The organism is Aquamicrobium sp. LC103 (assembly GCF_001014615.2).
Classification (GTDB): Bacteria; Pseudomonadota; Alphaproteobacteria; order Rhizobiales; family Rhizobiaceae; genus LBCQ02.
In genome coordinates, this window is sequence record NZ_LBCQ02000009.1 from 45,719 (window position 1) to 70,441 (window position 24,723).

21 protein-coding genes and 2 pseudogenes are annotated in these 24,723 nt (G+C 59.5%); 9 read left to right on the forward strand and 14 right to left on the reverse strand.

Annotated elements, in window-relative coordinates; translation table 11 throughout:
- Positions 1-84: 84 nt before the first annotated feature.
- The 3 genes from XW59_RS17730 (at position 85) to XW59_RS17740 (ending at position 3,463) form a co-directional block, all read left to right on the forward strand.
- Positions 85-1,590, forward strand: a complete 1,506-nt coding sequence (locus XW59_RS17730) for an ABC transporter substrate-binding protein (RefSeq protein ID WP_047146724.1) — start codon at positions 85-87, stop codon at positions 1,588-1,590.
- Between the two features lie 65 nt (positions 1,591-1,655).
- Positions 1,656-2,597 (forward strand): ABC transporter permease, encoded by a 942-nt coding sequence (locus XW59_RS17735; protein ID WP_047146906.1) that lies wholly within the window; start codon positions 1,656-1,658, stop codon positions 2,595-2,597.
- Entirely contained in the window at positions 2,594-3,463 is an 870-nt protein-coding gene (locus XW59_RS17740; RefSeq protein WP_047146725.1) for an ABC transporter permease, read from the forward strand. The genes XW59_RS17735 and XW59_RS17740 overlap by 4 nt, the downstream gene beginning before the upstream one ends.
- 61 nt (positions 3,464-3,524) lie before the next feature.
- Here the strand turns inward: XW59_RS17740 and XW59_RS17745 are convergent.
- Both XW59_RS17745 and traA read right to left on the reverse strand, forming a co-directional pair.
- Positions 3,525-3,650, reverse strand: a pseudogene (locus XW59_RS17745) (IS5/IS1182 family transposase); the annotation flags it as partial.
- An 85-nt stretch (positions 3,651-3,735) separates the two neighbouring features.
- Positions 3,736-8,385 (reverse strand): Ti-type conjugative transfer relaxase TraA, encoded by a 4,650-nt coding sequence (gene traA, locus XW59_RS17750; RefSeq protein WP_047146907.1) that lies wholly within the window; start codon positions 8,383-8,385, stop codon positions 3,736-3,738.
- Positions 8,386-8,589: 204 nt separating this feature from the next.
- Here traA and XW59_RS17755 point away from each other — a divergent pair, with 204 nt between their 5' ends.
- The 3 genes from XW59_RS17755 to traG all read left to right on the forward strand — a co-directional run bounded on the left by XW59_RS17755 (position 8,590) and on the right by traG (position 11,007).
- Positions 8,590-8,814, forward strand: coding sequence for a TraC family protein (locus XW59_RS17755; protein ID WP_082137662.1), 225 nt, complete (start codon positions 8,590-8,592; stop codon positions 8,812-8,814).
- Positions 8,815-8,959: 145 nt separating this feature from the next.
- Positions 8,960-9,097 (forward strand): hypothetical protein, encoded by a 138-nt coding sequence (locus XW59_RS29660; protein ID WP_246666143.1) that lies wholly within the window; start codon positions 8,960-8,962, stop codon positions 9,095-9,097.
- Positions 9,094-11,007, forward strand: coding sequence for a Ti-type conjugative transfer system protein TraG (gene traG / locus XW59_RS17765; RefSeq protein WP_137327054.1), 1,914 nt, complete (start codon positions 9,094-9,096; stop codon positions 11,005-11,007). The genes XW59_RS29660 and traG overlap by 4 nt, the downstream gene beginning before the upstream one ends.
- A gap of 81 nt (positions 11,008-11,088) precedes the next feature.
- On the opposite strand, the pseudogene XW59_RS17770 reads toward traG, so the two are convergent.
- Positions 11,089-11,438: pseudogene (locus XW59_RS17770) on the reverse strand (DUF2493 domain-containing protein); the annotation flags it as partial.
- Positions 11,432-11,758: a type II toxin-antitoxin system Phd/YefM family antitoxin gene (locus XW59_RS29865; protein WP_052958229.1), complete on the reverse strand. Its 327-nt coding sequence runs from the start codon at positions 11,756-11,758 to the stop codon at positions 11,432-11,434. The gene XW59_RS29865 and the pseudogene XW59_RS17770, both read right to left, overlap by 7 nt.
- A gap of 191 nt (positions 11,759-11,949) precedes the next feature.
- Here XW59_RS29865 and XW59_RS17780 point away from each other — a divergent pair, with 191 nt between their 5' ends.
- Together XW59_RS17780 and XW59_RS17785 are read left to right on the forward strand one after the other, a co-directional pair.
- Positions 11,950-12,204, forward strand: coding sequence for a helix-turn-helix domain-containing protein (locus XW59_RS17780; RefSeq protein WP_047146728.1), 255 nt, complete (start codon positions 11,950-11,952; stop codon positions 12,202-12,204).
- Entirely contained in the window at positions 12,204-13,529 is a 1,326-nt protein-coding gene (locus tag XW59_RS17785; RefSeq protein ID WP_047146729.1) for a type II toxin-antitoxin system HipA family toxin, read from the forward strand. Before XW59_RS17780 ends, XW59_RS17785 begins: the two co-directional genes overlap by 1 nt.
- Positions 13,530-13,549: 20 nt before the next feature.
- On the opposite strand, the gene XW59_RS17790 is transcribed toward XW59_RS17785, so the two are convergent.
- On the reverse strand, positions 13,550-13,675 hold the full coding sequence (locus tag XW59_RS17790; RefSeq protein ID WP_206077721.1) for an SEC-C metal-binding domain-containing protein: 126 nt from the start codon (positions 13,673-13,675) through the stop codon (positions 13,550-13,552).
- On the opposite strand from XW59_RS17790, the gene XW59_RS17795 reads away from it, so the two are divergent.
- Positions 13,675-14,139 carry a hypothetical protein gene (locus tag XW59_RS17795; protein WP_136068306.1) on the forward strand — a complete coding sequence of 155 codons (465 nt, stop codon included), beginning with the start codon at positions 13,675-13,677 and terminating at the stop codon, positions 14,137-14,139. The two genes, XW59_RS17790 and XW59_RS17795, sit on opposite strands and share 1 nt — an antisense overlap.
- Before the next feature lie 73 nt (positions 14,140-14,212).
- On the opposite strand, the gene XW59_RS17800 is transcribed toward XW59_RS17795, so the two are convergent.
- The 9 genes from XW59_RS17800 to XW59_RS17840 are packed head-to-tail and all read right to left on the reverse strand — an operon-like array spanning position 14,213 to position 24,619.
- Positions 14,213-14,632 carry a BRCT domain-containing protein gene (locus XW59_RS17800; RefSeq protein WP_136068308.1) on the reverse strand — a complete coding sequence of 140 codons (420 nt, stop codon included), beginning with the start codon at positions 14,630-14,632 and terminating at the stop codon, positions 14,213-14,215.
- A gap of 30 nt (positions 14,633-14,662) precedes the next feature.
- A complete protein-coding gene (locus XW59_RS17805; protein ID WP_170990174.1) occupies positions 14,663-16,108 on the reverse strand; it encodes an aldehyde dehydrogenase family protein in 1,446 nt (481 codons plus the stop codon).
- Positions 16,105-18,294: an FAD-dependent oxidoreductase gene (locus XW59_RS17810; RefSeq protein WP_082137665.1), complete on the reverse strand. Its 2,190-nt coding sequence runs from the start codon at positions 18,292-18,294 to the stop codon at positions 16,105-16,107. Before XW59_RS17810 ends, XW59_RS17805 begins: the two co-directional genes overlap by 4 nt.
- On the reverse strand, positions 18,281-19,684 hold the full coding sequence (locus XW59_RS17815) for an FAD-dependent oxidoreductase (protein WP_047146732.1): 1,404 nt from the start codon (positions 19,682-19,684) through the stop codon (positions 18,281-18,283). The genes XW59_RS17810 and XW59_RS17815 overlap by 14 nt, the downstream gene beginning before the upstream one ends.
- Positions 19,685-19,714: 30 nt before the next feature.
- Positions 19,715-20,797: an ABC transporter ATP-binding protein gene (locus XW59_RS17820; protein ID WP_047146733.1), complete on the reverse strand. Its 1,083-nt coding sequence runs from the start codon at positions 20,795-20,797 to the stop codon at positions 19,715-19,717.
- A 3-nt stretch (positions 20,798-20,800) separates the two neighbouring features.
- Positions 20,801-21,646 (reverse strand): carbohydrate ABC transporter permease, encoded by an 846-nt coding sequence (locus XW59_RS17825; RefSeq protein ID WP_052958231.1) that lies wholly within the window; start codon positions 21,644-21,646, stop codon positions 20,801-20,803.
- Positions 21,643-22,512 (reverse strand): sugar ABC transporter permease, encoded by an 870-nt coding sequence (locus XW59_RS17830; protein WP_082137666.1) that lies wholly within the window; start codon positions 22,510-22,512, stop codon positions 21,643-21,645. The genes XW59_RS17825 and XW59_RS17830 overlap by 4 nt, the downstream gene beginning before the upstream one ends.
- 60 nt (positions 22,513-22,572) lie before the next feature.
- Complete coding sequence (locus XW59_RS17835) at positions 22,573-23,871, reverse strand: sugar ABC transporter substrate-binding protein (RefSeq protein WP_047146735.1); 1,299 nt, start codon at positions 23,869-23,871, stop codon at positions 22,573-22,575.
- Position 23,872: 1 nt separating this feature from the next.
- Positions 23,873-24,619, reverse strand: a complete 747-nt coding sequence (locus XW59_RS17840; protein ID WP_052958232.1) for a FadR/GntR family transcriptional regulator — start codon at positions 24,617-24,619, stop codon at positions 23,873-23,875.
- Positions 24,620-24,723 lie beyond the last annotated feature (104 nt).

Consider the following 24,723-nt stretch of genomic DNA (forward strand, 5'->3'; position numbering starts at 1 on the left):
TAACGAATATTCGTCCATCAACTTTACAAATGCAGTTGGCTATGGTTCGCTAAGGAGATGGTCCAAAATGCAAGGGGAATGATAATGAAAACTGGGCGCAAGCTCTCAATCGTCGCGGCGGTGATGATGGTCGCCATGTCCTCGGCAAGCGCGGCAAGCTTGAAGATCGGCCTCCAGGATGATCCCGACGCGCTCGACCCGGCGCTGGGCGGCACCTATGCTGGGCGTATCGTGTTCGAGGCTCTGTGCGACAAGCTGGTCGACATCGACGGCGATTTGGAGATTGTACCCAAGCTCGCGACCGAATGGAGATGGAACGACGCTAGTACCGAACTGACGCTTAAGCTTCGTGAAGGCGTGGTTTATCATGACGGCACGGCGTTTGACGCAGAGTCGGTCAAGGCAAATATCGAGCGCATGCAGACGCTTGCCGAATCCAAGCGCAAGGGCGAGCTTTCCCCGATCAAAGAAGTGGAAGTCGTTGACGCGCATACCGTGATCTTCAAGCTCGACACGCCTTTTGCGCCACTTCTCTCAGTCCTAACGGACCGCGCTGGTATGATGGTGTCGACTGCTGCAGCGGCCGCCGCTGGCGACAACTTTGCCACCGCTCCTGTCTGCTCGGGACCGTTCAAGTTCGCTGATCGCAAGGCGCGTGACTCAATTTCGCTGGAGAAATTTGCCGATTACTGGAATGCCGACGCAATCGGCTATGACAGCATCGAGTATCTGATCTTGCCGGACTCGACCGTGCGCCTGTCGCGCCTGCAGGCGGGTGATCTCGACGTGGCCGAGCGCGTGGCACCGACCGACATCCAGACAGTCAAGGGCGACAACCGCCTTGCACTTCACGAGTCGCCGGGCCTCGGCATCTCGCATCTGTTCATCAACGTTCGTGCAGATTCCGGCAGCGCGCTCGCCGAGCATCCTGAACTGCGTCAGGCGCTCGAACTGTCGCTGGACCGTGCTGCAATCAACCAGGTTGCGTTCAACGGCGCCTTCACCGCTGACAACCAGATGCTGACGCCGCTGAGCGCATTCCACAGCAAGGACCGCCCGATGCCTGCCCGTGATGTCGCGAAGGCGAAGGAACTCATCGCCAGCACCGGCGTCGAGGCTCCCGCTATCGAGATCACCTACGAGAACTCGCTGACAGACGGACGTGTCGCCCAGATCATTCAGGCAATGGCTGGCGAAGCTGGCTTCAAGGTCGAGCTTCTGCCGCTCGAAACATCATCGGCAATCGAGCGTTATCTGGCCGGCAATTTCCAGCTTTATATCGGCAACTGGAGCGGCCGCGCCGATCCGGATCCGACACTGAACACCTTCTTCGGTTCCGCTGGTAGCCAGAACCTCAATGGCTATAGCAACCCGGAACTTGATGAGTTGCTGGACCAGGCGCGCCGCGAAGTTCGTCAGGAAGAGCGCGTCACGCTCTACAACAAGGTCACAGATATCCTGCTCAATGACCTGCCAACGGTCCCACTTTATCACCCGTCCTGGTTCTATGGCGCACAGGCGAGCATTGAAGGCATCAACATCTATCCAGATGGTCTTCTGCGTGTGACCGGCGTCAAGCCCGCGAACTGATATCCCACCCATGATAGGGCGGGCGCGTTGTCCGCCCGGTCATTCGGAAGGCTTTCGGCATGGCAATGCTCAACTTCATTTTCCGGCGCGTTCTTGCAGCAATCCCGACCCTGCTGATCCTGTCGGTCTTCGTTTTCCTGTTGTTGAAGCTGCTGCCAGGCGACCCAGCCCTGGCGCTCGCCGGTGAGGATCGCGACCCTGCGGTCATCGAAAACATCCGCGTCAAATACGGTCTCGATCAGCCGCTGCCGGTGCAATATCTCAAATGGCTCGGCGGCATCGTTCATGGTGATTTCGGCGTCTCGATCCGCACTAAGATGCCGATCGGAGAAATGCTTGCAGAACGTCTCCCTGTCACGCTCCAGCTTTCGTTACAGTCGATGCTGATCGCGATCATCATTGGCGTTCCGGCAGGTGTTTATGCCGCGATCCGGCGCGGCAGCTATGTCGACGTCGCAGTCACGACCGTCGGTCTTGCCGGTCTGTCCGTGCCAAGCTTCTGGCTTGGTATCATGTTGATCATGGTCTTTGCGGTCTCGCTCGGCTGGCTGCCCAGCGGCGGTTTCGTCAACTTCGCAGATGCGCCGCTCGAGAACCTTCGTTACACGCTGCTGCCCAGCCTCGTACTCGGCACGGCGGCAGCGGCCATCATCATGCGCCACACACGCAATTCGATGCTGTCTGTGCTTAAACAAGATTATGTTCGCACTGCCCGTGCGAAGGGCCTGAAGGAGCGCATCGTCATCGTTCGCCACGCGTTGCGCAACGGCCTCATTCCTGTCGTCACCACCGGAACGCTTCACCTCGGCGAGCTTCTGTCCGGAGCAGTGCTCACCGAGCAGGTCTTCGGCATCCCCGGTTTTGGCAAGATGATCGTCGATGGCGTCTTCAGTCGCGACTACGCGGTCGTGCAGGCGGTGATCCTGTGTTCTGCCGTGATCTTCCTGATCCTGAGCCTGCTTGCCGATATCATTTATGTGAAACTCAGCCCAAGGTTGCAGGCATGAGCACTATCCTCACCGCCCCGGCCAATACCGGCTCCCGCAACCGCAGTTTCCTGTTGCGTGTCCTGTCGCAGCGCAGTGCAGTCATCGGCCTTGCCATCGTTCTGTTCTTTGTCGCTCTGGCGGTATTCGCGCCATGGATCGCGCCTTACGATCCCATCGCCTCCGACTGGCTGAGCGTCAGGCAGGAGCCATCGGCGGTGCACTGGATGGGAACCGACGATCTCGGGCGTGATGTCCTCTCGCGCGTCATCTATGGCGCGCAGGCATCCCTGCTGGCTGGTGTTATTGCGGTCGGTATCGCCATTCTTGCCGGTCTGCCGCTCGGTCTCATCGCTGGCTATTTCGGCGGATGGATCGATACGATCATCTCGCGATGCACCGACGCGCTGCTGGCGTGCCCATTCCTGGTTCTGGCCATCGCGCTTGCCGCGTTTCTGGGTGCCAGCCTGCAGAACGCGATGATTGCCATCGGCATCTCGGCGATGCCGATCTTCATCCGCCTTGTCCGTGGTCAGGTGCTGTCGATCAAGAATGAGGATTTCGTCACCGCCGCACGCGGACAGGGCATGCGCGATCGTTCGATCATAGTCTCGCACATCCTTCCCAATGTGATTACGCCGGTCGTCGTTCAGGCAACCATCACCATGGCTGTTGCGATCCTTGCTGAAGCGAGCCTTGCATTTCTCGGCCTCGGTCAGCGTCCGCCCGCAGCCTCATGGGGCAGCATGCTCGATATCGCCCGCCAGTTCATGCTGGATGCGCCGTGGATGTCGATCTGGCCCGGCCTTGCGATCGTCACCATTGTTCTCGGCTTCAATTTGCTTGGTGACGGCCTCAATGACGCGCTGAACCAGAAAGACGACTGAAGGTTAGTATCGTCGGTTTGCCTTGGCCCGCGGGCCCGCTAAGAATCCGTACCGAAACTGCTCATGAGTTACGCGCGATACGTCTAATGAGAACCATCACGGTCGCAGCGTAGAGGAACGCGGTGGCGGACTCGATGGTCGCCTCGGCGTCCTTCTATAGCCGCCGGTTGCGGTTGATCCAGGCGAAGAGCGGATCGCGCGTAACGACAGAACATGCATGCACACAAAACGGCTGTTTTTGTTGGGCCATGCGTCTGCCGCGTTCTCCTTGTTTACCTGGTTACACTGTGCAACCGCGCACGCACTTTTATCTCACGCTCGACGATCATCTCCTGCGCGCTGTTGGCCCGAACGACCTGTTGCAACAGCTTGAAGCGTGGCAGTATAGTTTCGAACAGACCACGTTGCGCGGCCGGAATACGCCGGATGGCAGTCAGCTCGCCGGATGCGATCGCATCACGCCCGAAACGAGCGTCTAAAGCTTTGCTGACCGATTTGAACTCTGCCAGGACGTTCGGGTCGACATAGGTCATAGATTGCGTCAGCTTCCAGGAAGACTTTTCAACGGCGTCTGCTAGGCTTTTCAACACGGCTTCGGCTCGTGGCGAAAGCCCTGGGATTGGGATCAACATACACTTCCGATCCACCTCAACGATGTGCTTTTCAGCGTCAAGCAAACTGGTCCATGCATGACCGAGCGATCTGATACGGTCCACCGTGGTCTCGACTGTCACAATGGCCGCACGACGTTCGCGACCGGACGCATTTAGCCGATCAAGGATACGGCCGGACCCTCGCAAGGCCCCATAAGCTGACGGATCGTTGGCGACGGCGCGCGCGAGCCGCTCAGGCATCGCTCCTTTTCGAAGCAGATCTTCGATCATGGCAAGTGCTGCTGCGGGATCGCGCCACACCTTGGCCGCCGAGTCTGCCAACACCGAGCGTTCCTGCCTGTAGCGGGGAATGTCCGTTATCCGGGATCGCGCCTCTTCTTCAACCGAAACAGCAAAATGCTTTGCGGCGGCGATCATCGGAAGGACGAACCGACCGTCTTGTTTCGACATCTGTTGTGGATCACAGGTAGTTGGGGCAACCGACCGCGACGGATCACGCTTCTCGGCGAGGTATTGCTGGTAGCAAAAGCGGCGAACCGCCGCAAAGAGGTTCAACAGTTCTTCCCGGCGCTCGTCAGGCAAGCCCTCAGGCATTCGGTCATTCATGTGCTTCGCAGCGTACTCATCGGCCTTCGCCGTGAACGCACTCCAGCCAAATCGGGCCGTTAGCGCTTCGTCGACAGCCTTGAGTTCCTGCACCACCGAACGATCCGACGCGACAATAGCGAACGCGGCTTTGTAAGCGCCTTCGCCACCATTTTTTCGTACCCCCTCGATTTCTTTAAGTCGTGCGGAGACGTGTGCGGAGAAGGCCGGCACCGGCACCGCCATATGTAAGCGCCGATTACGTTCCCGCTTGATGTAGATGCCGGCATCGGCCTTGAAGCATTCGGCATGTGCTCGAAACAGCGGCACCAGTTCCGCAACCGCGGCAAGCGCGTTTGCCCTTTCGCGACGCGCGATCCAACCTTGCGTGATATGACCGCTGCCCTTGAGCGCTCCGAGTATTCCCGGGTCACGAATAATCTCCTTTTCGATCTCGCGCGGTTTGACGTTGAACCGCGAGGCACGTTCGGATACCCGCATCAATGCACAATCCGGGTCACGATAGATGCGTTCAAGCACTGGCCGGATGGCTTCCTCGCGCCGCTTCCATTTGCGCGAGCCCAGGTGCTCGACCCGCGCATCTTCTTCCAGCAGCCGCACGAAGACGGATTGTCCAGGAAGGAGATAATGAGCAGCGTCGAAAGCAGCCTCCACCTTGTTCGTGACCGTGGCCTTCTCGTCTTCGCCCCTGAAGGCGAGATCATTGTATTCGGCGCTCCGCTCCCGTTCGATCGCGAAGCCGAGAGCGATGTTGGCACGCTCCCAAAGTTCTGCAACACGGCGATGTTGCCGGCCGACCCATGAAAGTCGTTGTTCAATGGCAGCCTGGAGCTGGGCGGCCATTTCGGCAGCATGATCCATGCCCCTCAGGCGAGCAAAATCAATGACATGGGACCGATAAGCGTCCTCATTTTCGAAATCCAGCGTTGTGCTCTTTGCCCCCGATCTGGAGAGACTGCCGACCAACTGCCTGAACATATCCGGCCGGTGACCCTCACGCTCGAGCCTCGCAATACGTTCATTCGCGGTTTCGATCCGCTTGGCCGTCCAGATGTTGCGATTAACAGTGCGTTCTTCGAATTTCTTCTTTTTGGATTTCGGGTCAGACAGAGGGACGCGAACCGTTACCTTCTCGATGCCGTCCTTGCGCAAAACCACTGTGTCACCCTTCTCCGCACCGCCCTTTGAAATGGCCTCAGGCAAGCTGACACCCCAGACACGATGGATGGAACCGTCATCCATGCGAATGTCGGCATAGGGGCTTTCCTTCGCCTCTGTATCGTCACAGTAGGTGGCATTTCCCATTTCGATCAGTTCACCAGTGACGCCCGCCATGTGATCGACGCGCTGCGCTTTGCTCCATTTTGGCCACTGCGCGAAGTCCTCCCTCGCCATATATAGATCCGCCCGGTCGCGATGCCGTGACATGGCTACATAAGCAAGATGCCGATCCATCAATCCTGTCGCGAGGACAAACGTCCGGTCGACCGTTGTGCCCTGTGACTTGTGAACGGTCACGGCATAGCCGTGATCGACGTTGCGATAACTGTCTTCACTAAAGACGACATCGCAACCCGAATCCAAGCGTACAGACAGGAGCGGTTTGCCTTTGGCCGGACCTGTCGACATGACGGTTCCAAGCATGCCGTTTTTCACATATTGGAAAGCAAGATGTCGCACGCGCGGCTCTACGAAGCGCGCATTTTCCAGAAAGATCAGTCGGTCTCCCACCGCGAACGCACGTTGTCCGCGTTCCGTCTGAATCATGCGCTCCTTATCAAGCCTACCGCCTACAATCGCTTGGGACCGAATGCCTCGATTGAGCGCCCGGACATCGTCATTGGTTTGGGCCAGGATCAAAAGCTCGGACCCGGATAACATACGATTTTCAGATCGTGCTCGAGCGAACAGTTCCTCACAGGCTTTACCCCAATCGGTAACAATCCGCTCGATCGCGTCTTGCCGTTTATCGGTTTCAACGATCCGGCCCCGATGCGCATAGGCGTCAAGCGCTAGCTCGACCTCTCCGCGAGCAAACAAACGGGTTGCTTCGCGTGCCCAAAGATCCCTTTGCCGGCGCACGCCGGAAAGTTCGGCAAACCCGATCCGCTCGACGATCGCGCGAAAGGCCGCGCCCGCCTGGATTGGCTGGAGTTGCATGGCATCGCCCACGAGTACGACTTTCGCGCCGGCCGTCTCGACGAGTTTCAGGATGCGCGCTAGTTGCTCAGACGAAACCATGCCCGCTTCGTCCACTATGAACACGTCGCCACTTCGCAACCGGTCACGGCCATTCGACCATGCAAGTTCCCACGCCGCGAGCGTCCGCGATTGAATACCGGCGCTTTCTCGCAGACCCTCCGCGGCCTTACCCGACAAGGCGCCACCCAAGACACGACGTCCCCGCCTCTCAAATGCAAGCCGTGCCACGGCGAGCAATGTCGATTTTCCCGTTCCCGCGAGACCGACGATCGCGGCAATGGCGTTGTCGGCGGTAACGTAGTGGACCGCATCTACTTGCTCAGGTTCAAACCGGGACGGTCTTTCTGGATGGCGTGTTTCAACAGCGAGAATGGCGGTATCGACAACGTCCTGTGGCACGCCGTAGCCGGCACGCATGGCGAGCACCTGCGCCGATTTTGCCATTGCATGCTCGACCCGCAGCATGGCGCGGGTCGTAAATATAGCTGCCTCCGATACCTTACCCGTCTCCCGATCAACTTGCTGCGGTTTCAACGTCACCAAGTCGGGCGAGGCCAGGAGCCCGGCACGGATATTGGAAAAGATATCGGGATCATCGACATAGCGATGCAGTGCTTTGGCGATCTCGCGCTCGTCGAAAGTAGAATGCTCTCGGCTCAGCAGCTTCAGAAGAAGGCCAGGGTCGTCCGCCAGCCGATCCGCCGCTGCCTGTCTGCGGGCAAGCTTGGCAGGTGCGAAATATATATCGCGACCGCTTCGCCCCACTGCCATCCTGGCCCACCCACGATGCATCTGCGCAAATCCCTTAAGCCCTTGTTCTTCATAGGAACGCCCATCAAGGCGGATGTCGAAGCCAGCAAGCGCCAGATGCCGATTGGCAGTTTCGGCCCAAGCGATCTTCCAAGCCTTCATGGTTTCCTTGTTGCCTGCCCAGACCCGATAAAGGATCTTGCCCGTTGGCCGGTCGAGCGCGACGACCCGCAATGGCTCGCCGTCATCGCCAAGAACCGGCACCCTCTTCGGTCCAAAGCCATCGTCGGTCAGCGGCCGCAAGGTGGACATCAGATGGATATGCGGATTGCCGTCCTTGTCATGATAGACCCAGTCGGCGACCATTCCTTTTGCGGTAACGTGGTCATGAACGAATTCGCGGACGAGGGCGATGTTCTCCGCTTTCGATAGTTCTTCCGGCAATGCTAAGATCAACTCCCGGGCAAGCTGCGCGTCTGCCCTCTTTTCGAATGTATCGACGGCGTTCCAGAGCGCCTCACTAGCGCCCGCGACCGTTTCACCGTCGATCATGATGCGCAACCAAGCAGGGATCTCTGCAGGCACCGCCAGTTCCTCATGCACGAGCTCGGCCCTGCCACCCTCGTAGCGGAAACGGATGCCGGTCTGCTCCTCTTCCATCCTGGTCCGATGGCGATAGGCGGCGGCCGAGACGACGCTGCGCCCCGCTCCACGGCTGATCACCTTTGCCCGTACGAACATGATTGCCATACGATCTGATGCCTTTCTCAAGCACATCGCGCTCTCAAACCAATCGCCTGCCAAAGCCGACGCCATCATCCCCAGAAGTGTTCCTTAGGGCGCTAGCCGATAGGCGGGCGGGTGAACAACGCGAACCTAGCATCCTTTACTATTATTTTATAGCATGTATAATCGACGCGCTACCATCGAATGCATAGCTAGGGAGGAGGTGAGATGCGTTTTAAATCATCTATTTCTGAAATAGATGCACAGATTGATAAGCTGCGAGAGAAGCGTCGTAATCTCATAGTTAAAGCCAATGAGCGCTTCGCTCGCGCTGCGGCAAAGGCCGGCCTCGTCGAACTGGAAATTCCCGATAAAGAGTTGGACACGATCTTCGAGGAAGTCGCGGCGCGATTTCAAGAGGCGGGCACTAACTCTACTGGCACATCGTCTTAGGCGGCTTGATCAACAAATCGTTAGACTGGAACGTAGACGCCGGAAAGCTATGACAAATCACACTAGGAAAGATGCCGGCGACCGGTCTGCACTCGGAGGGCTGATCGTTAAGGCAGGCCTGGGAAATGCCGACCGCGCCTTTTTAATGGGTGTCCTTGTCGAGGCAGCGTCAATCACTCCGGGATCTGCGGAACATGATCGGCTTAAGGCAAAGGGCGTTTCGGCATTTTTAGCGGGCGCCAGAAAGGAGTTCGCGGCCCAATATAATAGAGACAGGCAATGACGGGACGAAAATCCAACCTGACACTGTTGTGGGCGTCGGTTCCGTTTTTCGTGACCCTCTCCACAATGCTGATTACATCATATCCATGGCAGACTATGGCAGTGATGCTGCCTTTGGAAAGCACCTATTGGTTCCTGCGTTCGGCACCGTTTCTCGATCTCGTGATTGGGCCGGGCGCCACTTTGATCATCGTCTACGTTCTTCCCTTGCATCGCCGCAGACCGGTAGCGCTGGTCGGGCTGATGTGTCTCCTTGGCGTAGCAGGGTATTACATCTCGCGTGAGTTTAACCGGTTGTCGCCATTCGTTGAGACCGGCGTCGTGGGCTGGGATGAGGCACTTTCTTATCTCGATCCGTTTGTCGTCGCGGGTGCAGTTGCGGGGTTTGGTCTCGTGGCGGTTTGCGTTCGGATCTCGGTCGTCGTCTCCGATCCGGTTAGAAGAGCGAAACGCGGTATTTTTGGAGACGCCGATTGGCTCAGTATGAACGCGGCCGGAAAGCTCTTTCCGCCGGATGGCGAGATCGTGGTGGGCGAACGGTACCGGGTCGATAGGGAGACCATTCGCGATATGCCGTTCGATCCGGGCAATCGCGAGACCTGGGGGCGCGGAGGAACCGCATCATTGCTCACCTACAATCAGGACTTCGATTCCACCCACATGCTGTTTTTCGCCGGCTCGGGAGGGTTCAAGACAACCAGCAATGTCGTGCCGACTGCTCTTCGCTACACCGGCCCCCTGATTTGTCTCGACCCTTCCGCGGAAGTGGCCCCGATGGTTGTCGAGCATCGGGTCCGCGAACTCGGTCGAGATTGCATGGTGCTGGATCCTTCAAACCCTGTCGCCGGGTTTAACGTGTTGGACTGGATCGAGACCTCTCGGCACATGGAAGAAGATATTGTCGCCGTCGCGCATATGCTGCTGTCGGAAAGTAGCCGGGTCGAATCGTCGACGGATGGTTATTTTCAGAATCAGGCTCACAATCTTCTAACGGGCTTGCTCGCGCATGTGGTGCTATCTCCAGAATATGAGGGGCGCCGTACTCTGCGTAGCTTGCGCCAAATCGTTTCCGAACCCGAGCCATCCGTATTGGCCATGATCCGGAATATTCAGGAGACGTCGGAATCCGGCTTCATTCGCGAAACGCTGGGCGTGTTCACGAATATGACCGAGCAAACGTTTTCTGGTGTCTATTCCACCGCATCGAAGGACACGCAATGGCTCTCGCTCGACAATTACGCAGCGCTTGTTTGCGGTCAGGCATTCAATTCCAGCGATATCGCGTTCGGCAGAAAGGACGTCTTTCTCAACATTCCAGCGACTATCCTTCGGTCCTATCCAGGCATAGGAAGGATGATTGTCGGATCGCTGATCAATGCGATGATTCAGCTTGACGGCATGTTCGAGCGCCGTGCGCTTTTTGTGCTCGATGAGGCGGACCTGCTTGGCCACATGCGCGTTCTGGAGGAAGCGCGTGATCGCGGGCGCAAATATGGCATCACGCTTATGCTGATGTATCAATCCGTTGGGCAACTTCAACGACATTTCGGCAAGGACGGCGCGACATCATGGATCGAAGGATGCGCGTTCGCCTCTTACGCCGCCATTAAGGCACTCGATACGGCACGGGCTGTATCGGCGCAATGCGGCGAGATGACAGTCGAGGTGGAAGGTCGCTCCCGCAATTTTGGCTGGAGCAATTCCGGAGGCGGAACCCGAAAGTCCACAAGCCTCAATCTGCAACGGCGTCCGTTGATCTTGGCTCACGAGATCACACAGTCAATGCGCAAGGACGAGCAGATCATCATTGTGCACGGACATGCCGCAATCCGCTGCGGTCGAGCGGTCTATTTCAGGAGAAAGGAGATGGAAGCGGCAGCCAACCCCAATCGCTTCGTAAAAGGTAAATAACCGGTCGTCGAAATCGACATGGGATCTGCTCCGGCTCGAGGCCAAGCTGCCACGACAAGCGAGGTGCGGCACCAGATGACTCGGCGAGCCGCCGTGCAAGAGACCATGTCGGGATACTTGGCATGAACCAGATCGAGCTTCGCCCAGATCAGCCGGTGATCGTTGAAGTCGGCGGCGCCCGTCAAGGCAACCTTCGGACCAACGGGCAACATCACTTCGGTCTCGGCTCGGCGTTTCGCGGCCAAAAGGTCGCAGCTGTCGATCATTGCAGCGGTCAGGTTGCAATGGTTGACCATCGAACCGGTGCGGGGTCGCCAGGCACTGCCGGTGTGATGCTCGAAAGCCTCGGCGGCGAGATCGCGGAAGAGTTCCATGCTGCCGCGCCGGACGAGATGAAACTGGGCACTCGTATGTTGTTGTAAAATTACATTATAAAAATTAAAGCCGGCAAACCCGCCGGCGCGGGATCACGAACCGAACACAGGAAGATCGGGGCCCGTGATCCCATGTCCCAGGCGGCTGCCGGTGGCGCACCCGCATTCCGAACAATTGGCATCGGCCCGCGGTGCTGAGAAGGACTGGGATCGGGCCCGGCTGTCGTATCGGGCAAAGTCAGTCGAGGCGCTGCCGTCAGGCCCATCATGACCACGACCGGGCGGTCGTGCTTTTCGATCTTCACCGGTTCCTGGCGGGCGGTGTCTATGAGAAGACCGAAGCCGTTTTTGGCCTCAGCCGCGGACATAGATTTCATCCCCAGGCTCCAGAATCCCCCATTCCGGACATAATGGCCAAATTGGACAGAGCGGGCAACCTAAGACCTCTGTATACGCGATCGCGTATAATAATCTTTTATACGGATTCGCGTATAATCATGTTTTAAACGCGAATGCGTATATTGCAATTTTATACGGAGTCACGTATATTCTTGAGTGGAGGTTCCCGATGAACGAACAGATCGCCCGCACGGAAAAACAGCTCGGCGCTATCCTGCGCCGCGCCCGCAAACAATACGGCTTAACGCAAGGCGCACTGGGTGAGCAAATCCATCTCCGCCAGGGGACGGTTTCGCGCCTTGAGGCCGGCGAGCCGGCCGTGCAGCTCCGCACCCTGATGGAAGCTCTGTCGGCTCTGCACCTTGAGCTTGTTGTACGGCCGCGTACCGAAGCGCGCGCTGCCGATATCGAGGACATTTTCTAGTGGCGAGAAGGAAAGCAAACGCGCCTCTGAATGTCTTCCTGAACGGCCGCCTTGTCGGGCTGCTGCGCCGGGAATCTACGGGCGCTATCGATTTCAGGTACGACAGCAGATGGCTGGACTGGGAGCACGGCTTTCCGGTCTCGCTGTCGCTGCCTTTGCGCGAGGACCGCTATATCGGTACGCCCGTCATTAACGTGTTTGACAACCTGCTGCCGGACAATGATCCCATCAGGAAGCGCGTAGCCGAACGTGTCGGTGCAGGCGGTACCGATGCCTACAGCCTGCTGACAGCCCTCGGCCATGACTGCGTCGGCGCGTTGCAATTTCTTCCCGAAGACGTTGATCCGGGACCGGCCGGGCGAGTCGATGGGAAACTCGTCTCCGACAGCGAAATCAGCGAGATCATCAATAACCTGGCCAGCGCCCCTCTCGGTGTCGGAGAAGACGAGGATTTTCGCATCTCGATCGCCGGCGCACAGGAGAAGACCGCATTGCTCCGCGTGGACGGCCAATGGTTCAAGCCCATCGGCACAACAGCGACCACTCACATCCTCAAACCACAGATCGGACAGCTGCCGAACGGGATCGATCTCTCGAACAGTGTCGAGAACGAGTATCTCTGCCTCAAGCTGCTGGAGGGTTTCGGGATCCCGGCAGCGAATGTGGAGATCGCTGATTTCGGAGAGCGCCGTACCCTGATCGTGGAGCGCTTCGACAGGCGGTGGGCAAGAGACGGCCGCCTTCTTCGGCTGCCGCAGGAAGACATCTGTCAGGCCCTTTCGGTACCGCCTACACGTAAATACCAGTCCGACGGCGGTCCAGGCATGCGCGAGATTATCCAACTCCTCAAGGGCAGTGACAGACCCGATGAAGATATAGGCACTTTCATGCGGGCATGTATCGTGTTCTGGATGCTCGGCGCAACGGACGGCCATGCCAAGAATTTCAGTGTCTTTCTCGATCCGGGCGGACGCTTTCGCATGACGCCTATGTATGACGTACTGACGGCGCAGCCGAGCCTTGATGCCGGCCAGATTCAACGCAAGAAATTCAAGCTGGCCATGTCCGTGGGCAAGAGCCGGCACTATCCGGTACTCGACATTATGCCTCGCCATTTCGTGCAAACGGCTGACATTGCCGGTGTCGGCAAACCCCTCATGCGCGCGATATTCGATGATCTGTCTGCGCATGCGCATAGCCAGGCCGACAATGTCATCAGCGCGCTGCCAGACAACTTCCCTGAGCCGCTGATAGACTCGGTCCGATCAGCGATCGAGGCGCGCGCTTCGATCCTTGCTGGCACGATGGATGCCACTCTGAATTAGCGCCGTTCGAGCGTGCGATGTCACAACATCCCGCAGCACTTTTTGTACTTGCTACCCGACCCGCAGAGGCACGGCTCATTCCGACCGACCTTTCGCCGGGGCTGGCGCGAGGGATTACCGGCCTTACAGGAATGGGCGGTACCCATTGCGGCGGCGCACCCACAGTGCGAATGCGCGCTATCAACCTGCTCTGATTACGCAGCTCTGCCTGACCTTCCTCACTCAGACCATCAGCGTAGGGAAGGAGCCGTGCCATTTCTTGCTCTGCGGCATCGAAGGCGCCGCAGTAAGCGAGAATGACAGCATACTGGCTGCGAACAGGAATGATGCGGTCGAGAATTTTGAGACGGAGAACGATGGGGATGATTGTTTCCATCACCTGCCGGGCACCTATGAAATCATTACGCTGGACGAAATCGTCGGCAAGGTCCTGACCGACGCGCACAAGGGAGTCGAACGCGTGCGCAATCTCGTAAAACTTCATGGCATGGATTCTGCCGAGAGGCGAAACCCTCCCCACCCGCTGCAAAGCCTGGGCATTCAGGTCAAGCGTGTCTGCCAGATGTTTGGCGTGATCAACAAAATCGGGAACTTCCCTGATCAGAGGTAGCAGGTCTGGGGCGTTGCGTCCCATAACATCGGCGGGCTCTATGCCAAGCAGATCATAATACTCCTTGATAAGCTCAGAGGTCTCGTCGATGGCGGGCTCGTAGATACCAAGCTTGAACAAAGCGAGAGCTGCATTGTACCGGAAAATACGCAAGTGTTGCGGCGTATCGGGCAGAAGCTCGATAACCTCCGCGATCAGCAAGGAATCGTATCGGCTGCCCTTTAGCTGCCAAACTCTCTGCCTTCAGGTGCTTCGAGCTCTTGGGCTTGCCGCCCGTCCTGAGAAGATCGTGATCGCCGACAACTAGGACAGTGGCGGCTTTGGTAACGCCTGGTTCGACGGCACCGCCCGCCATGTGAGCGAGATCAGCAGCGTCGCGGCGGGGTATCGACAAGCTCCCAATGAACACGACCGTCTCGCCGAGCAACGGACCGTCGAATCGCGGATCGACCGCAGGCGAGAAGCGCGAGAAGGTGTCGACAACGGTCTTCACTCAGACATGCAAAGCAACGTCCACATGCATTCACGCAGGCACAGACGAAATGTATATTGTTCGCGTCCGTGTGAAGAAAGAGGCGGCATGGCCGGATAGCTCCCGTGGTCCGTGGCTCGATTGCTTGATCCCGCCAAACGGCACGTGCGGCTCCGAGCCTGCCGTTGGAAGGTTCACCGTCACGATACCGGCTTCAATCTCTCGCTTGAACTTTTGCACGGCGTCAAGCGACTGCGTACAGATGCCGCCCGACAGGCCGTAGGGCGACCTGTTGGCGATCATAAGCGCGGCATCTAGGTTCGGCACGTCAATGGTTGCGAGAACAGGACCAAAAATCTCGTCGGTTGCAAGAGGGTCTTCCTGTTCGACACTCTCGAACAGATGCGGCACCACGAAATATCCGGCGCGAGAGGATCGGGGCGCCGGCCCTGTCGTCATGCGGTAGCCTACGGCCCTTGCCTGCTGCAGATAGGTCTCGACCTTGTCTCTTTGGGCAGCGCTGACCAACGGGCCGATGCGAACCTCGGGATCCAGTGGATCGCCGGTGGTGAAGCGTGCCACCTCCTCGCGCAGATGGTCGAGGAACGCGCCCCGAATACCTGGTGTCACCAGCACCATACTGGAAGCGGTGCAGCGTTGCCCTGTCCCGAGGAACGCGCTCTCGGCCGCTATCCGGGCCGCGAGCGCAGGATCCGCATCATCCAGAACGATCCAGGCATTCTTGCCTCCCAACTCGAGTTGCAGTTCGGCATCGGTCTCGGCGGCGGCACGGCGAATGCTGCGTCCCGTTTCCATGGAGCCGGTGAACGAGATGGCGTCTACACCTGGATGGCGTGCAAGCTCGCCGCCAAGTTGTCCGCCGCCGATAAGCAGTGTGAGGACGGATTCCGGCACGCCGGCATCGACGATGGCCTCGACGAGCAGGCTGGTCGAGATCGGCGTCACCTCGCTCGGCTTGAGAATGACGGAATTTCCATAAGCCAGCGCCGCAGCCATCTTTGTCGCTGGAATGGCCACGGGGAAATTCCATGGCGTGATGGCAAGAACGACGCCAACCGGCTCACGCACCACCTCGATCTCCGTGTTGACGCGGGTCGAGGGATAATGCTCGCCATGCATGCGCAGCACCTCACCGGCGAAATAGGCGAAGATGTCGGACGCGCGCTGGACCTCCCCCATCGCTTCAGGTAGCACCTTGCCCTGCTCGCGAGAAATGGAGCGGGCGATGGATTGAGAACGCTCCCCTATGCGACGTGACGCCGAGAACAGGATGTGGGAGCGTTGCATCAACGGCATTCGTCGCCAAAGATCGAACGCGGATCTGGCGTTCCAGACGGCTCGATCGGCCTCGGATGGTTCTGCGAACACGGCAGTCGCAACCGTCTCGGCAGTGTCGGCGGGATTGCGGATTTCGTGAACATGACCGTGTTCGAGCCATTCCCCAGCGATGCGGCTGCGAATGCGCGGTGCCGTCATAAAGCAGCTCCAAGGGATTGAGCGAGTTTGTCGGCATTTCGCAACGCCCATGCCCATATGGTGAGCGTGGGGTTGATCCCCGGACAGGTCGGGAAGGTCGCGCCAGAATAAACGTAGAGCCCCGGCGTATCGTGAACCTGCCAGTCTGGGTCTACAACGCTGCGTGCGGGATCCTCGCCGGCACGGGCCCCTCCAAGATCATGGCAGCATCCGACGCCTGTCTCGATGGGACCACGGCCAATGCGTTCCGCTCCCATTTCCAGCAGCAGCGTCTCCGCGCAGTCCTGCATGTGTTCGTAGAGCCTGCGGTCTGCCGCGCATAGATCCCAGACGACCCGGACAACAGGATCGCCCACGCCGGTGCGATCACGCCACCGGGGATCGAGCAGGAGGCGATTGGTGGAGAGCGGAAGCGCGTCGGCCTGAATCTTGATGGAGGCGCGCCGGTTCCAGCCGCGCAGATGTTGCTTGTAGCCCTCGCCCCAGCGTGGCGCATCGATCGGTGCTGGGTCGCCGGCGATCTGAAGCGGTAGAAGCTGGTTCTCGGTGCTCAGCGTTCCGCCGCCGAATATGCCGGACGCCTCGATGGCGCCCTCAGCCATCAGGTCTTCGACAATGACAGCCTGCCCCCCGGGACCGGTGTGCCGGTCGAAGACCCTATCGCTGAACTGCCCCACGACCTGCGGGAACATCTTGGACATGTAGCTCAGGCCAAGCTGGCCATGACTGTTTCCCAGGCCGCTGGGCCGGGCCGTGTCGCCCGAGAGCGCCAGAAGCCGCACGGTCTCGAACGTATAGGCCGCGATCAATGTTACCCGTGCATCCTGCTGTCGTTCGCGCCCATCCGAATCGAGATAGGTGACGCCACGCGCGCGTCCTGAAAGGTCTGTCACGATACGCAGGGCCCGACACATTGTTCTCAGGTCGAGATTACCCGTCTCCAGAGCCGTGGGGAGCAAGGTATCCATCGGGGTCCAGCGTTCCCTGATCTCGGCCCCGATGCCTTCATCCCATGGATCATAGGCCGGCGTGATGCCGTCGCGCGCCTCGCCTACCCGCCCGACAGGAATGGTGTATGGCCGATAACCGAGCCGTGTCGCTGCCACGCGGAGCGCCTCACCAACCCTGAACGGGCGCAATGGCTTGAATGGCAGAGGTCGAGAGTGAGGCGTGAACGGGCTGTGCTCGCCCGCGACGCCAATCGTCCATTCCAGCTCGCTGTAATATGGCTCCAGGTCCTCATATCGGATCGGCCAATCGACCAGGCTCGAGGCGTTGGGAAGTGCACCCGCAAGGCCGCGCCAGACGAGCGCCGAATGGTGCTGGAAATGATGCGGATGAAAGCGCCGGAATCTTGCGCCATAAAGCACCGACGAGCCGCCGACGCCATTGGCCATCCTGCCCAGCGAGAAGCTCAGGGCGCGATCTTCCGCATCGGAGACGTTCCGCACCCAACGCGGGACTTCTCCATTAAACTTCGGTCCGAGAGCAGCCCGGCCGTAGAATGCCTGGCCCAGTTCATCGGGACGGTATGTTTCGCCGGCGCGCCACGGCCCCGCTTCGAGCACGACCACCTTGAGCCCGCGATGGGCCAGCCGTGCAGCAACAACACTGCCCACGGCGCCGCCGCCGACAATAACGGCATCGACGTCCTTTGCCGGCGGACGCCTGCCAGCATCCGGATCGAACGCCGCAGGCAACGGGCTGGTGCTCCTACCCGGCCACTCTTTCAAGCCCTTCGGAGAGGCGTCATCGTGACCGAGGCCCCGGTGACCAAGGAATTTCCATCCCGACAGATCGCGGTTTCCGCCATAAGCGGGATCAGAAAACAGACCGCGCAGCAGGTCCCGGCGGAGCAATTCGAAGCAGCCGGCCGGGGCAGGATCGCCCCGCTCTAGCTCGCCGATCAGTTCGTCGAGCTGGCCATCTGCCAGCTCCGTAACGTCCTTCCCCCATTGCGACCGGGCTGAAGCTGCGAACCAGCCCAGCATCCGCCTGTAGGTAGGCAGGTTTTCCGATTCCGCGCCGGCAAGTGCTCCGTCGACATAGTCGCCCGCCCCCATCCCGGCAGCCGCATAGCCGTCGCCATCGTCGGGAAACATGCGGTCGAATATCGCTTCGAGCCGGGCAGCCTCCGCCTCGCTCAATGCAAGCCGGGCGCGGGCCGGCGTATCAGTGAGTACCATCCACGATGGCCCCTTGCTTCTTCAGTTCAGAGCGAAGCTGCCCGACATCGACAGAGCGGAGATCGCCGGGCTGGTTGCCGCGAAGGGTGAGCGCGGCGCCAAGGCCTGCGGCCTCGCCTTGCGCCATGCAGGGGCCCATGACGCGGGCTGACCCGTGCCCCTCGCGATCTGCCGACATGCAGCGACCCGCGACGTAAAGATTGCGGATGCCATTGGCCACGAGCATGTTGTAGGGCATGTCGTAGGATCCGCCATCCGCCACGGGGATGCGAACCTGCTTGGTGCCGTCCTGATGGATATCGATGTGATGGGAGCCCTTGCCGATGCCGTCGTCACGCTTGCGTGCATTCAGCACATCGTCCCCGGTCAACACGTAGTCGCCGACAACGCGGCGCGTTTCGCGAATACCGATACGATGGGAGAGGCCGGCAAAGTATGAGTTCTCGAAGCCCGGAATGTTCTTCTTCATGAAGGCGATGCTCCGCCATGCCTGGTCGGTGAGGTCGCTAAAGACCCGCGAAAGCGCGACGGCATCTGTAGCGTCGATATTGGCGACGCGGGTCGTGTTGACCGAAACCTCCTTCCGCTCCGACGACACGGGAATGATGCCGATCAGAGCGGTCTGCTGCAGTTCGCCACGCTCGATTCCGCCGGTGATCAAAGGACCGTTCGCCTTGAAGAACACCGCCGGCTGCCTCTGGTCATAGAGGTTCTGTGCACACTCCTTCGGCGTGAGCTCTGCGCCCATCCATTCGGACTCGCCAACCGCCAGATTTTCAGGGTGGTCGACGCAGAACTTCAGGAGGTCCATCGTCTCCACGCCGCCTATCCGGAACAGCATTGTGACCGGCTGGAATTCCCCCTTGTCGTTGGAGATCATCATCTGCGCGCCAGCCCGCAGCGCGATGTCTCCGTCGCCGGACGCATCGATATAGACCGGTGCCTCGACCAGCACGCGGCCGCGCTTGTTGATCACCACGACGCCCGTGATCTCGTCGCCACGGCGCACCACGTCCTCCGCGAACGAATACATCCAGACGTGGACACCGGCGCGGCGCACAACATTGGCAACGGCAAGCTTCATGATCTCGGGGTCGACGCAGACATACCAGATCAAACGCCAGTCCTTGACCGGGCCGATATACCCGCCGAGCCGTTTATGCTCGTCGAGAATTTCCTTTAGGACGCCGCCAACTATCCATTCCCCGCGCGCGTTGAGGGCGCCGTCGATGCACAGGCCGGTGATGAGTTCCCCGCCCAGCATCGAACCCGCTTCAACGAGCAAGGTCTTCATACCGGCTTTGGCGGCGCTGATCGCCGCAGCTATTCCGGCACATCCGCCACCGGTGACGACGACGTCATAGTTTTCTTGAATCAAGGTCTGAGCCATTCGTAACTCCTGAGGAATGGTGGGAGGAGATCAGGCGAGGGTTTGACCGCTCTCCTGATCGAAAAGGTGAATCTGGCGGGGATCGAAGCGGACGTTGACGGTCTCGCCGGTCACTACGGAGACTTCTCGCGGATCACAGCGCATACCGATCTCGTTGCCGCTGGCCAGCCGCAGGTAGACGAACAGCTCCGCCCCGGCGAGTTCAGTCAGTATGACCTCGGCACGCATGCCGTCGGTCGCCGATGACGCAATGGCGACTGCCTCCGGGCGAACCCCCAGCGTCACCTTCTGCCTGGCATTTTTGAGCTGCCTTTTGCCGAGCCTGAGCACCACCGGTCCGCTGCGGAAGGTCAGATCGCCATTTCCCTCCAGCATGCCGTCGAGAAAGTTTGTTTCGCGGTCGCCGACGAAATTCGCAACGAAGGTGTTAACCGGGTTGTCGTAGATCTCGCGCGGAGGCGCCACCTGCTGCAACCGCCCCTGTGCGAACACCGCGACGCGATCCGACAGCGTCATCGCCTCCGACTGGTCATGCGTGACATAGACGATGGTCGAGCCGAGCTGGCGGTGAAGTTCCTTGAGATCACGGCGCATCCGCACGCGCAGTCGCGCATCCAGATTCGACAGCGGCTCGTCGAGCAGGAAGACTCGGGGGTCGCGGACCATGGCGCGGCCGAGGGCAACGCGCTGCTGCTGGCCGCCCGATATCTCCTTCGGATAGCGCGCAAGCAGATTGCCGATGCCCAATGTCTCGGCCACGCGCTCGACGCTTCGTGAAATGACGTCCTTGTCCGGACGCGGCTTTCGCGCCTCAAGCGGGAACGCGATGTTCTCGGCAACGGTCATATGTGGGTAGAGGGCATAGTTCTGGAAGACCATCGCCAGATCACGCTGTTCCGGCGGCAGATGGGTGATCTCACGCTCGCCGATGTGAATGGTCCCCGAATTTGCGGAAATCAGCCCTGCCAGCAGGTTAAGCGTGGTCGACTTGCCCGAACCCGATGGCCCGAGCAGCGAGACGAATTCCCCGTCGCCAATCTCCAGGTCTAGATTGTCGAGTGCGGTGATCGCGCCATAGCGCTTTGAGACGTTCCTGAAAGTGACAGTGGACATGAATTAACCCTTCACCCCACCGCCGGTGAGACCGGAGATGAAGTAGCGCTGCAGGACGATGAAGATGACGATGATTGGGATGATGGAGATGACAGCTGCGGCCAGCAGCGGACCCCATTCGCGCCCATAGAAGCCAAGATAGAAATAGACCGCGACGGGGAAGGTGCGGACGCTCTCCGAGGACGTCATGGTGACGGCCACGACGAAGTCGTTCCACGCGAAGACCAGCACGAACAAGGCGGCGGCAACGAGCGCGGGCTTGGAGAGCGGCAGCACCACGCGTCGTAATGTGCCAAGCGCCGTGTAGCCATCTATGCGGGCAGCATGCTCGACCTCCACAGGCAGCGAGAGAAAATAGCCGTAGAGCATCCAGATGACGATCGGCAGCTGGTAGGCGGTGTAGAGGAGGATCAGGCCGACATGCGTGTTGATCAGGCCCACGACGCTGAGCAGCGTGAAGGTCGGAATCAGCAGCGAGGCGATGGGAATGCTCATCACACCGATGGTGAACACCATCAGCACCTTGCGACCCGGGAATTCGTAGCGTGCAATGGCGTAGGCGGCGATTGAGCCTATAGCCAGGGCGAAGACGATCGTGATGGCGGAGATGAGGGCGCTGTTTCCCAGGAAGAGCAGCCCTTTATCGCCGATCACGCGTTCATAGTGTTCAAGCGTGACATCCTGGGGAATAAAGCGCGGCGGCACCTCGAGAATCTGGTTAGTCGGCTTAAGAGAGGACAGAACGCCCCAGGCGATCGGCGCCAGTGCGAAGACGACGATGACGGCATTGACTACGGTTCGCAGGGCTGCGCGCCTGAGCGCATGACGCAGGTAGGGATTGTCGTTCATTGGATGTTGCCCGCCTTCTTGAAGAGACGCAGGAGAACGGCCACCAGCGCGATATTGACGATGAAGACCATGATCGCCAGCGCATTGGCTTGTCCGAGCACATTGTCGTTGAAGCCAAGGCGATACATCTTGAGGACGACGGTTTCCGTCGACGTTCCGGGACCGCCGCCGGTCAGGATCAGCGGATAGGTCAGTGTGTTCACGAGGTGGATGAAGAGCCGGATCACGGTGATGAAAATCGGCACCTGCAGCAGCGGCAGGGTGATCCGCCTAAATCGATACCAGGCGGAAGCGCCGTCCACGCGGGCCGCCAGCTGAAGATGGGCCGGAATGCTCTTCAGTCCGGCGAGCAGCATGATCATGGCGAAAGCGCTGTCCCGCCAGACCGCATTGTAGACGAGCGCGGCCATTGCCGTGTCGGGGTCAGCGAGAATGCTCACGTCGCCCATTCCCATGGGAGCGAGAACCAGATCCGAAAGGCCCGACTCTTTCGAGAACACCCATTTGAGGAGCATCGAGCCGACTAGCATTGCGATCATGTAGGGGATCAGCACCACGGCCTGCATGACGCCGTTCAGCCTGTTCGAGCGCTCCAGCCACATTGCCAGCCCGAAGCCGATGACGAAGGTCAGCACGAGCGAGATTACGGAGAATGTGACGGTGACGGCGAGGGCGTTGGCCACGCTTGGCGAGGTAAGCACGCGCCAGTAATTGTCGAAGCCCGTGAAGCCGCGGATCTGGAAGAACTGCACCCGGTTGACGCTGTACCAGAATCCGATGACCAAGGGGACGATGACAAAGCCAAGCTCGACGAGCACCGCCAGCCCGACCAACCGGTAAGGCGTGAATTTCTCTGAACTGAACATGATGGACCGTGATTTGTGCGGGGCGGAGACGACGCGAGCCGGCTCCGCCGAAAGCCTGTTCTACTGGCGCTCGTCGGTGGCCTGCTCGGCCTGACGCAAAGCGTCTTCAAGCGTTGCCTGGCCGAGGACGACCTGCTGTGTGGCAAGATTGAAGTCCGCCTGAGTGCGACCCCAGTTGCATTTGCCAGGCATCAGCACACCACTGCTGGCGAGAATCTCCGATGTGGCCCGGAGCCCCTGCCGGGCGGGTTCCGACATTTCGGGACGTTCGGCGACCGAGCGGTAGGTGGGTATCTGCTCGCCCGGCACATTCCAGAGCTTCGCGCCGTCCGGACCCGACATGTAGCTGATGAACTTCGCGGCGGCTTCCTGGTTGGGCGATTTTGACCACTGAACAGCCCACCATCCCACCAGCAAGGCTGGTCCCGGCTTGCCGGCAGTCATGCCCGGCACACGGGCGATAGCCAATTGGCTACCATCCCATCCGGCTGCCGTGCGTTGAATCTGCTCGTAGCGTGAATTCGCGATGATCATCATCGCATAACGGCCTGCCGCGAACTGATCGATGGCGTCGTCGGACGACATGGCCAGCGCCTCTCGCGGCGTCACCTTGTCCTTGTCGATCCAGTCAACCTGCATGGCGACGGCGGCGCGACCCGCATCATTGTCGAACGTCGCGTTGCAGCTGTCGTCGAAGATGCCGCCATTCCCGTCGACCGTCGCCAGAAATGCCGGCGTCACCGAAAAGCGTTCCTGGCTCAGACCAAGGCCGATGCCCCAGATGTCGTTCTGGCCGTCATTGTTTGTGTCCTTCGTCAACAGCTTTGCCGCTTTGGTGACGCCATCCCAGGTCGCGACGTCGGCCGCCGTCAGCCCGGCTGCGTCGAAAAGGTCCTTGCGGTACATCAGAACCCATGTCGACGGGAGCAGCGGCACCGCTCGGACCGCGTCTCCGTCCGTCACAGCACTGAAGCTGCTGTTCAGCAGAGAGTCCTGCTTCTGCTGATCCGACCAGCCATCGAGGACCAGCGGCTTCAGGTCCGCAGCGGCATCTGAATTCATGATGAAGCCGAGGTTCTCCGAATTCACCCAACCGATGTCGGGTGCGTTGCCGGCGTTCGATCCGAGTACGAATTTTTCGGCCAGCGTCGACCATACCTGTGGCTCGACCTTGATCCTAATATCGGGGTTTGCTGTCTCGAAGTCAGAGATAATCTGCTTCAACGCGGCATTGCGACCGCCCTTCGCATTGATGTCGAGGAACGTCCACATCGTCAGTGTCGTCTGCGCATATGCAGCGCTGCCTACCATCAGCGACGCGGCCAGCAGGCCGCCGCCCATCCTCAAGAACTTCTTCATCCTATTCCTCCCTTGATGTTTTGCCGGACTCCGGCGCAAGCCCAAAGTAGAGTGCACCCATCCGATCGAAATGCTCCGCCATGATCGCGGCGGCAGCCGCCGAATCGCGATCGCGGATCGCATCGATAAGCCGCTCGCGAAACTCTATGCCGAGCTGCCAGCTCTCGTTGTTGTCCACCTTCTGACGCAACGTGTCCCAAAGCTTTCCATCGCGGACGCGCCAGAGCTCCGCTACAGTGGATGCGAAGATCTGGTTCTGTGAAATGTTGGCCAGCGCCGTATGGAAATACTTGTGTTCTGGGGCAGGCGAGACATTTCGCGAGACGAGGCCCCTCATACGGACGAGGCATTGCTCAAGCTTGAGAATATCCTCATCGGAGGCGCGCTCTGCCGCCAGTTTTGCGCAGGCCAGTTCAATCGTCCGCCGTGCTTCGAACTGCTCAATCGGCCCCGGCCCAAGATCCCGTCCTTTGGAGAGCGGAATCATCCGCAGGCTGCTGGCATCGCCGCGCACGAAATTGCCGCCACCCTGCCGGCTTTCCACCAGCCCCATCACTTCCAGGGCGATCAGGGCTTCCCGGATCGATGGACGGCTGACCCCGATGATCTCGGCCAGTTCGCGTTCCGGAGGCAATGCGGAACCTGGAGGGAAGGTGCCGTCGAGAACAAGCTCGCGCACATGATCGGCAACCTGCTCGTATAGCCGCCTCGGGCGCACGACCTGCAGCTCAAGTTTTCCCTTGTGCATATGACCCTCCTGACGGGAGACTTATCATAATTGGACTTAGAGTCAATTGGCCTTACCAATTTACCAAAACCAATAAGACGAAAAGCTCGCTTTCGACGGGCGAC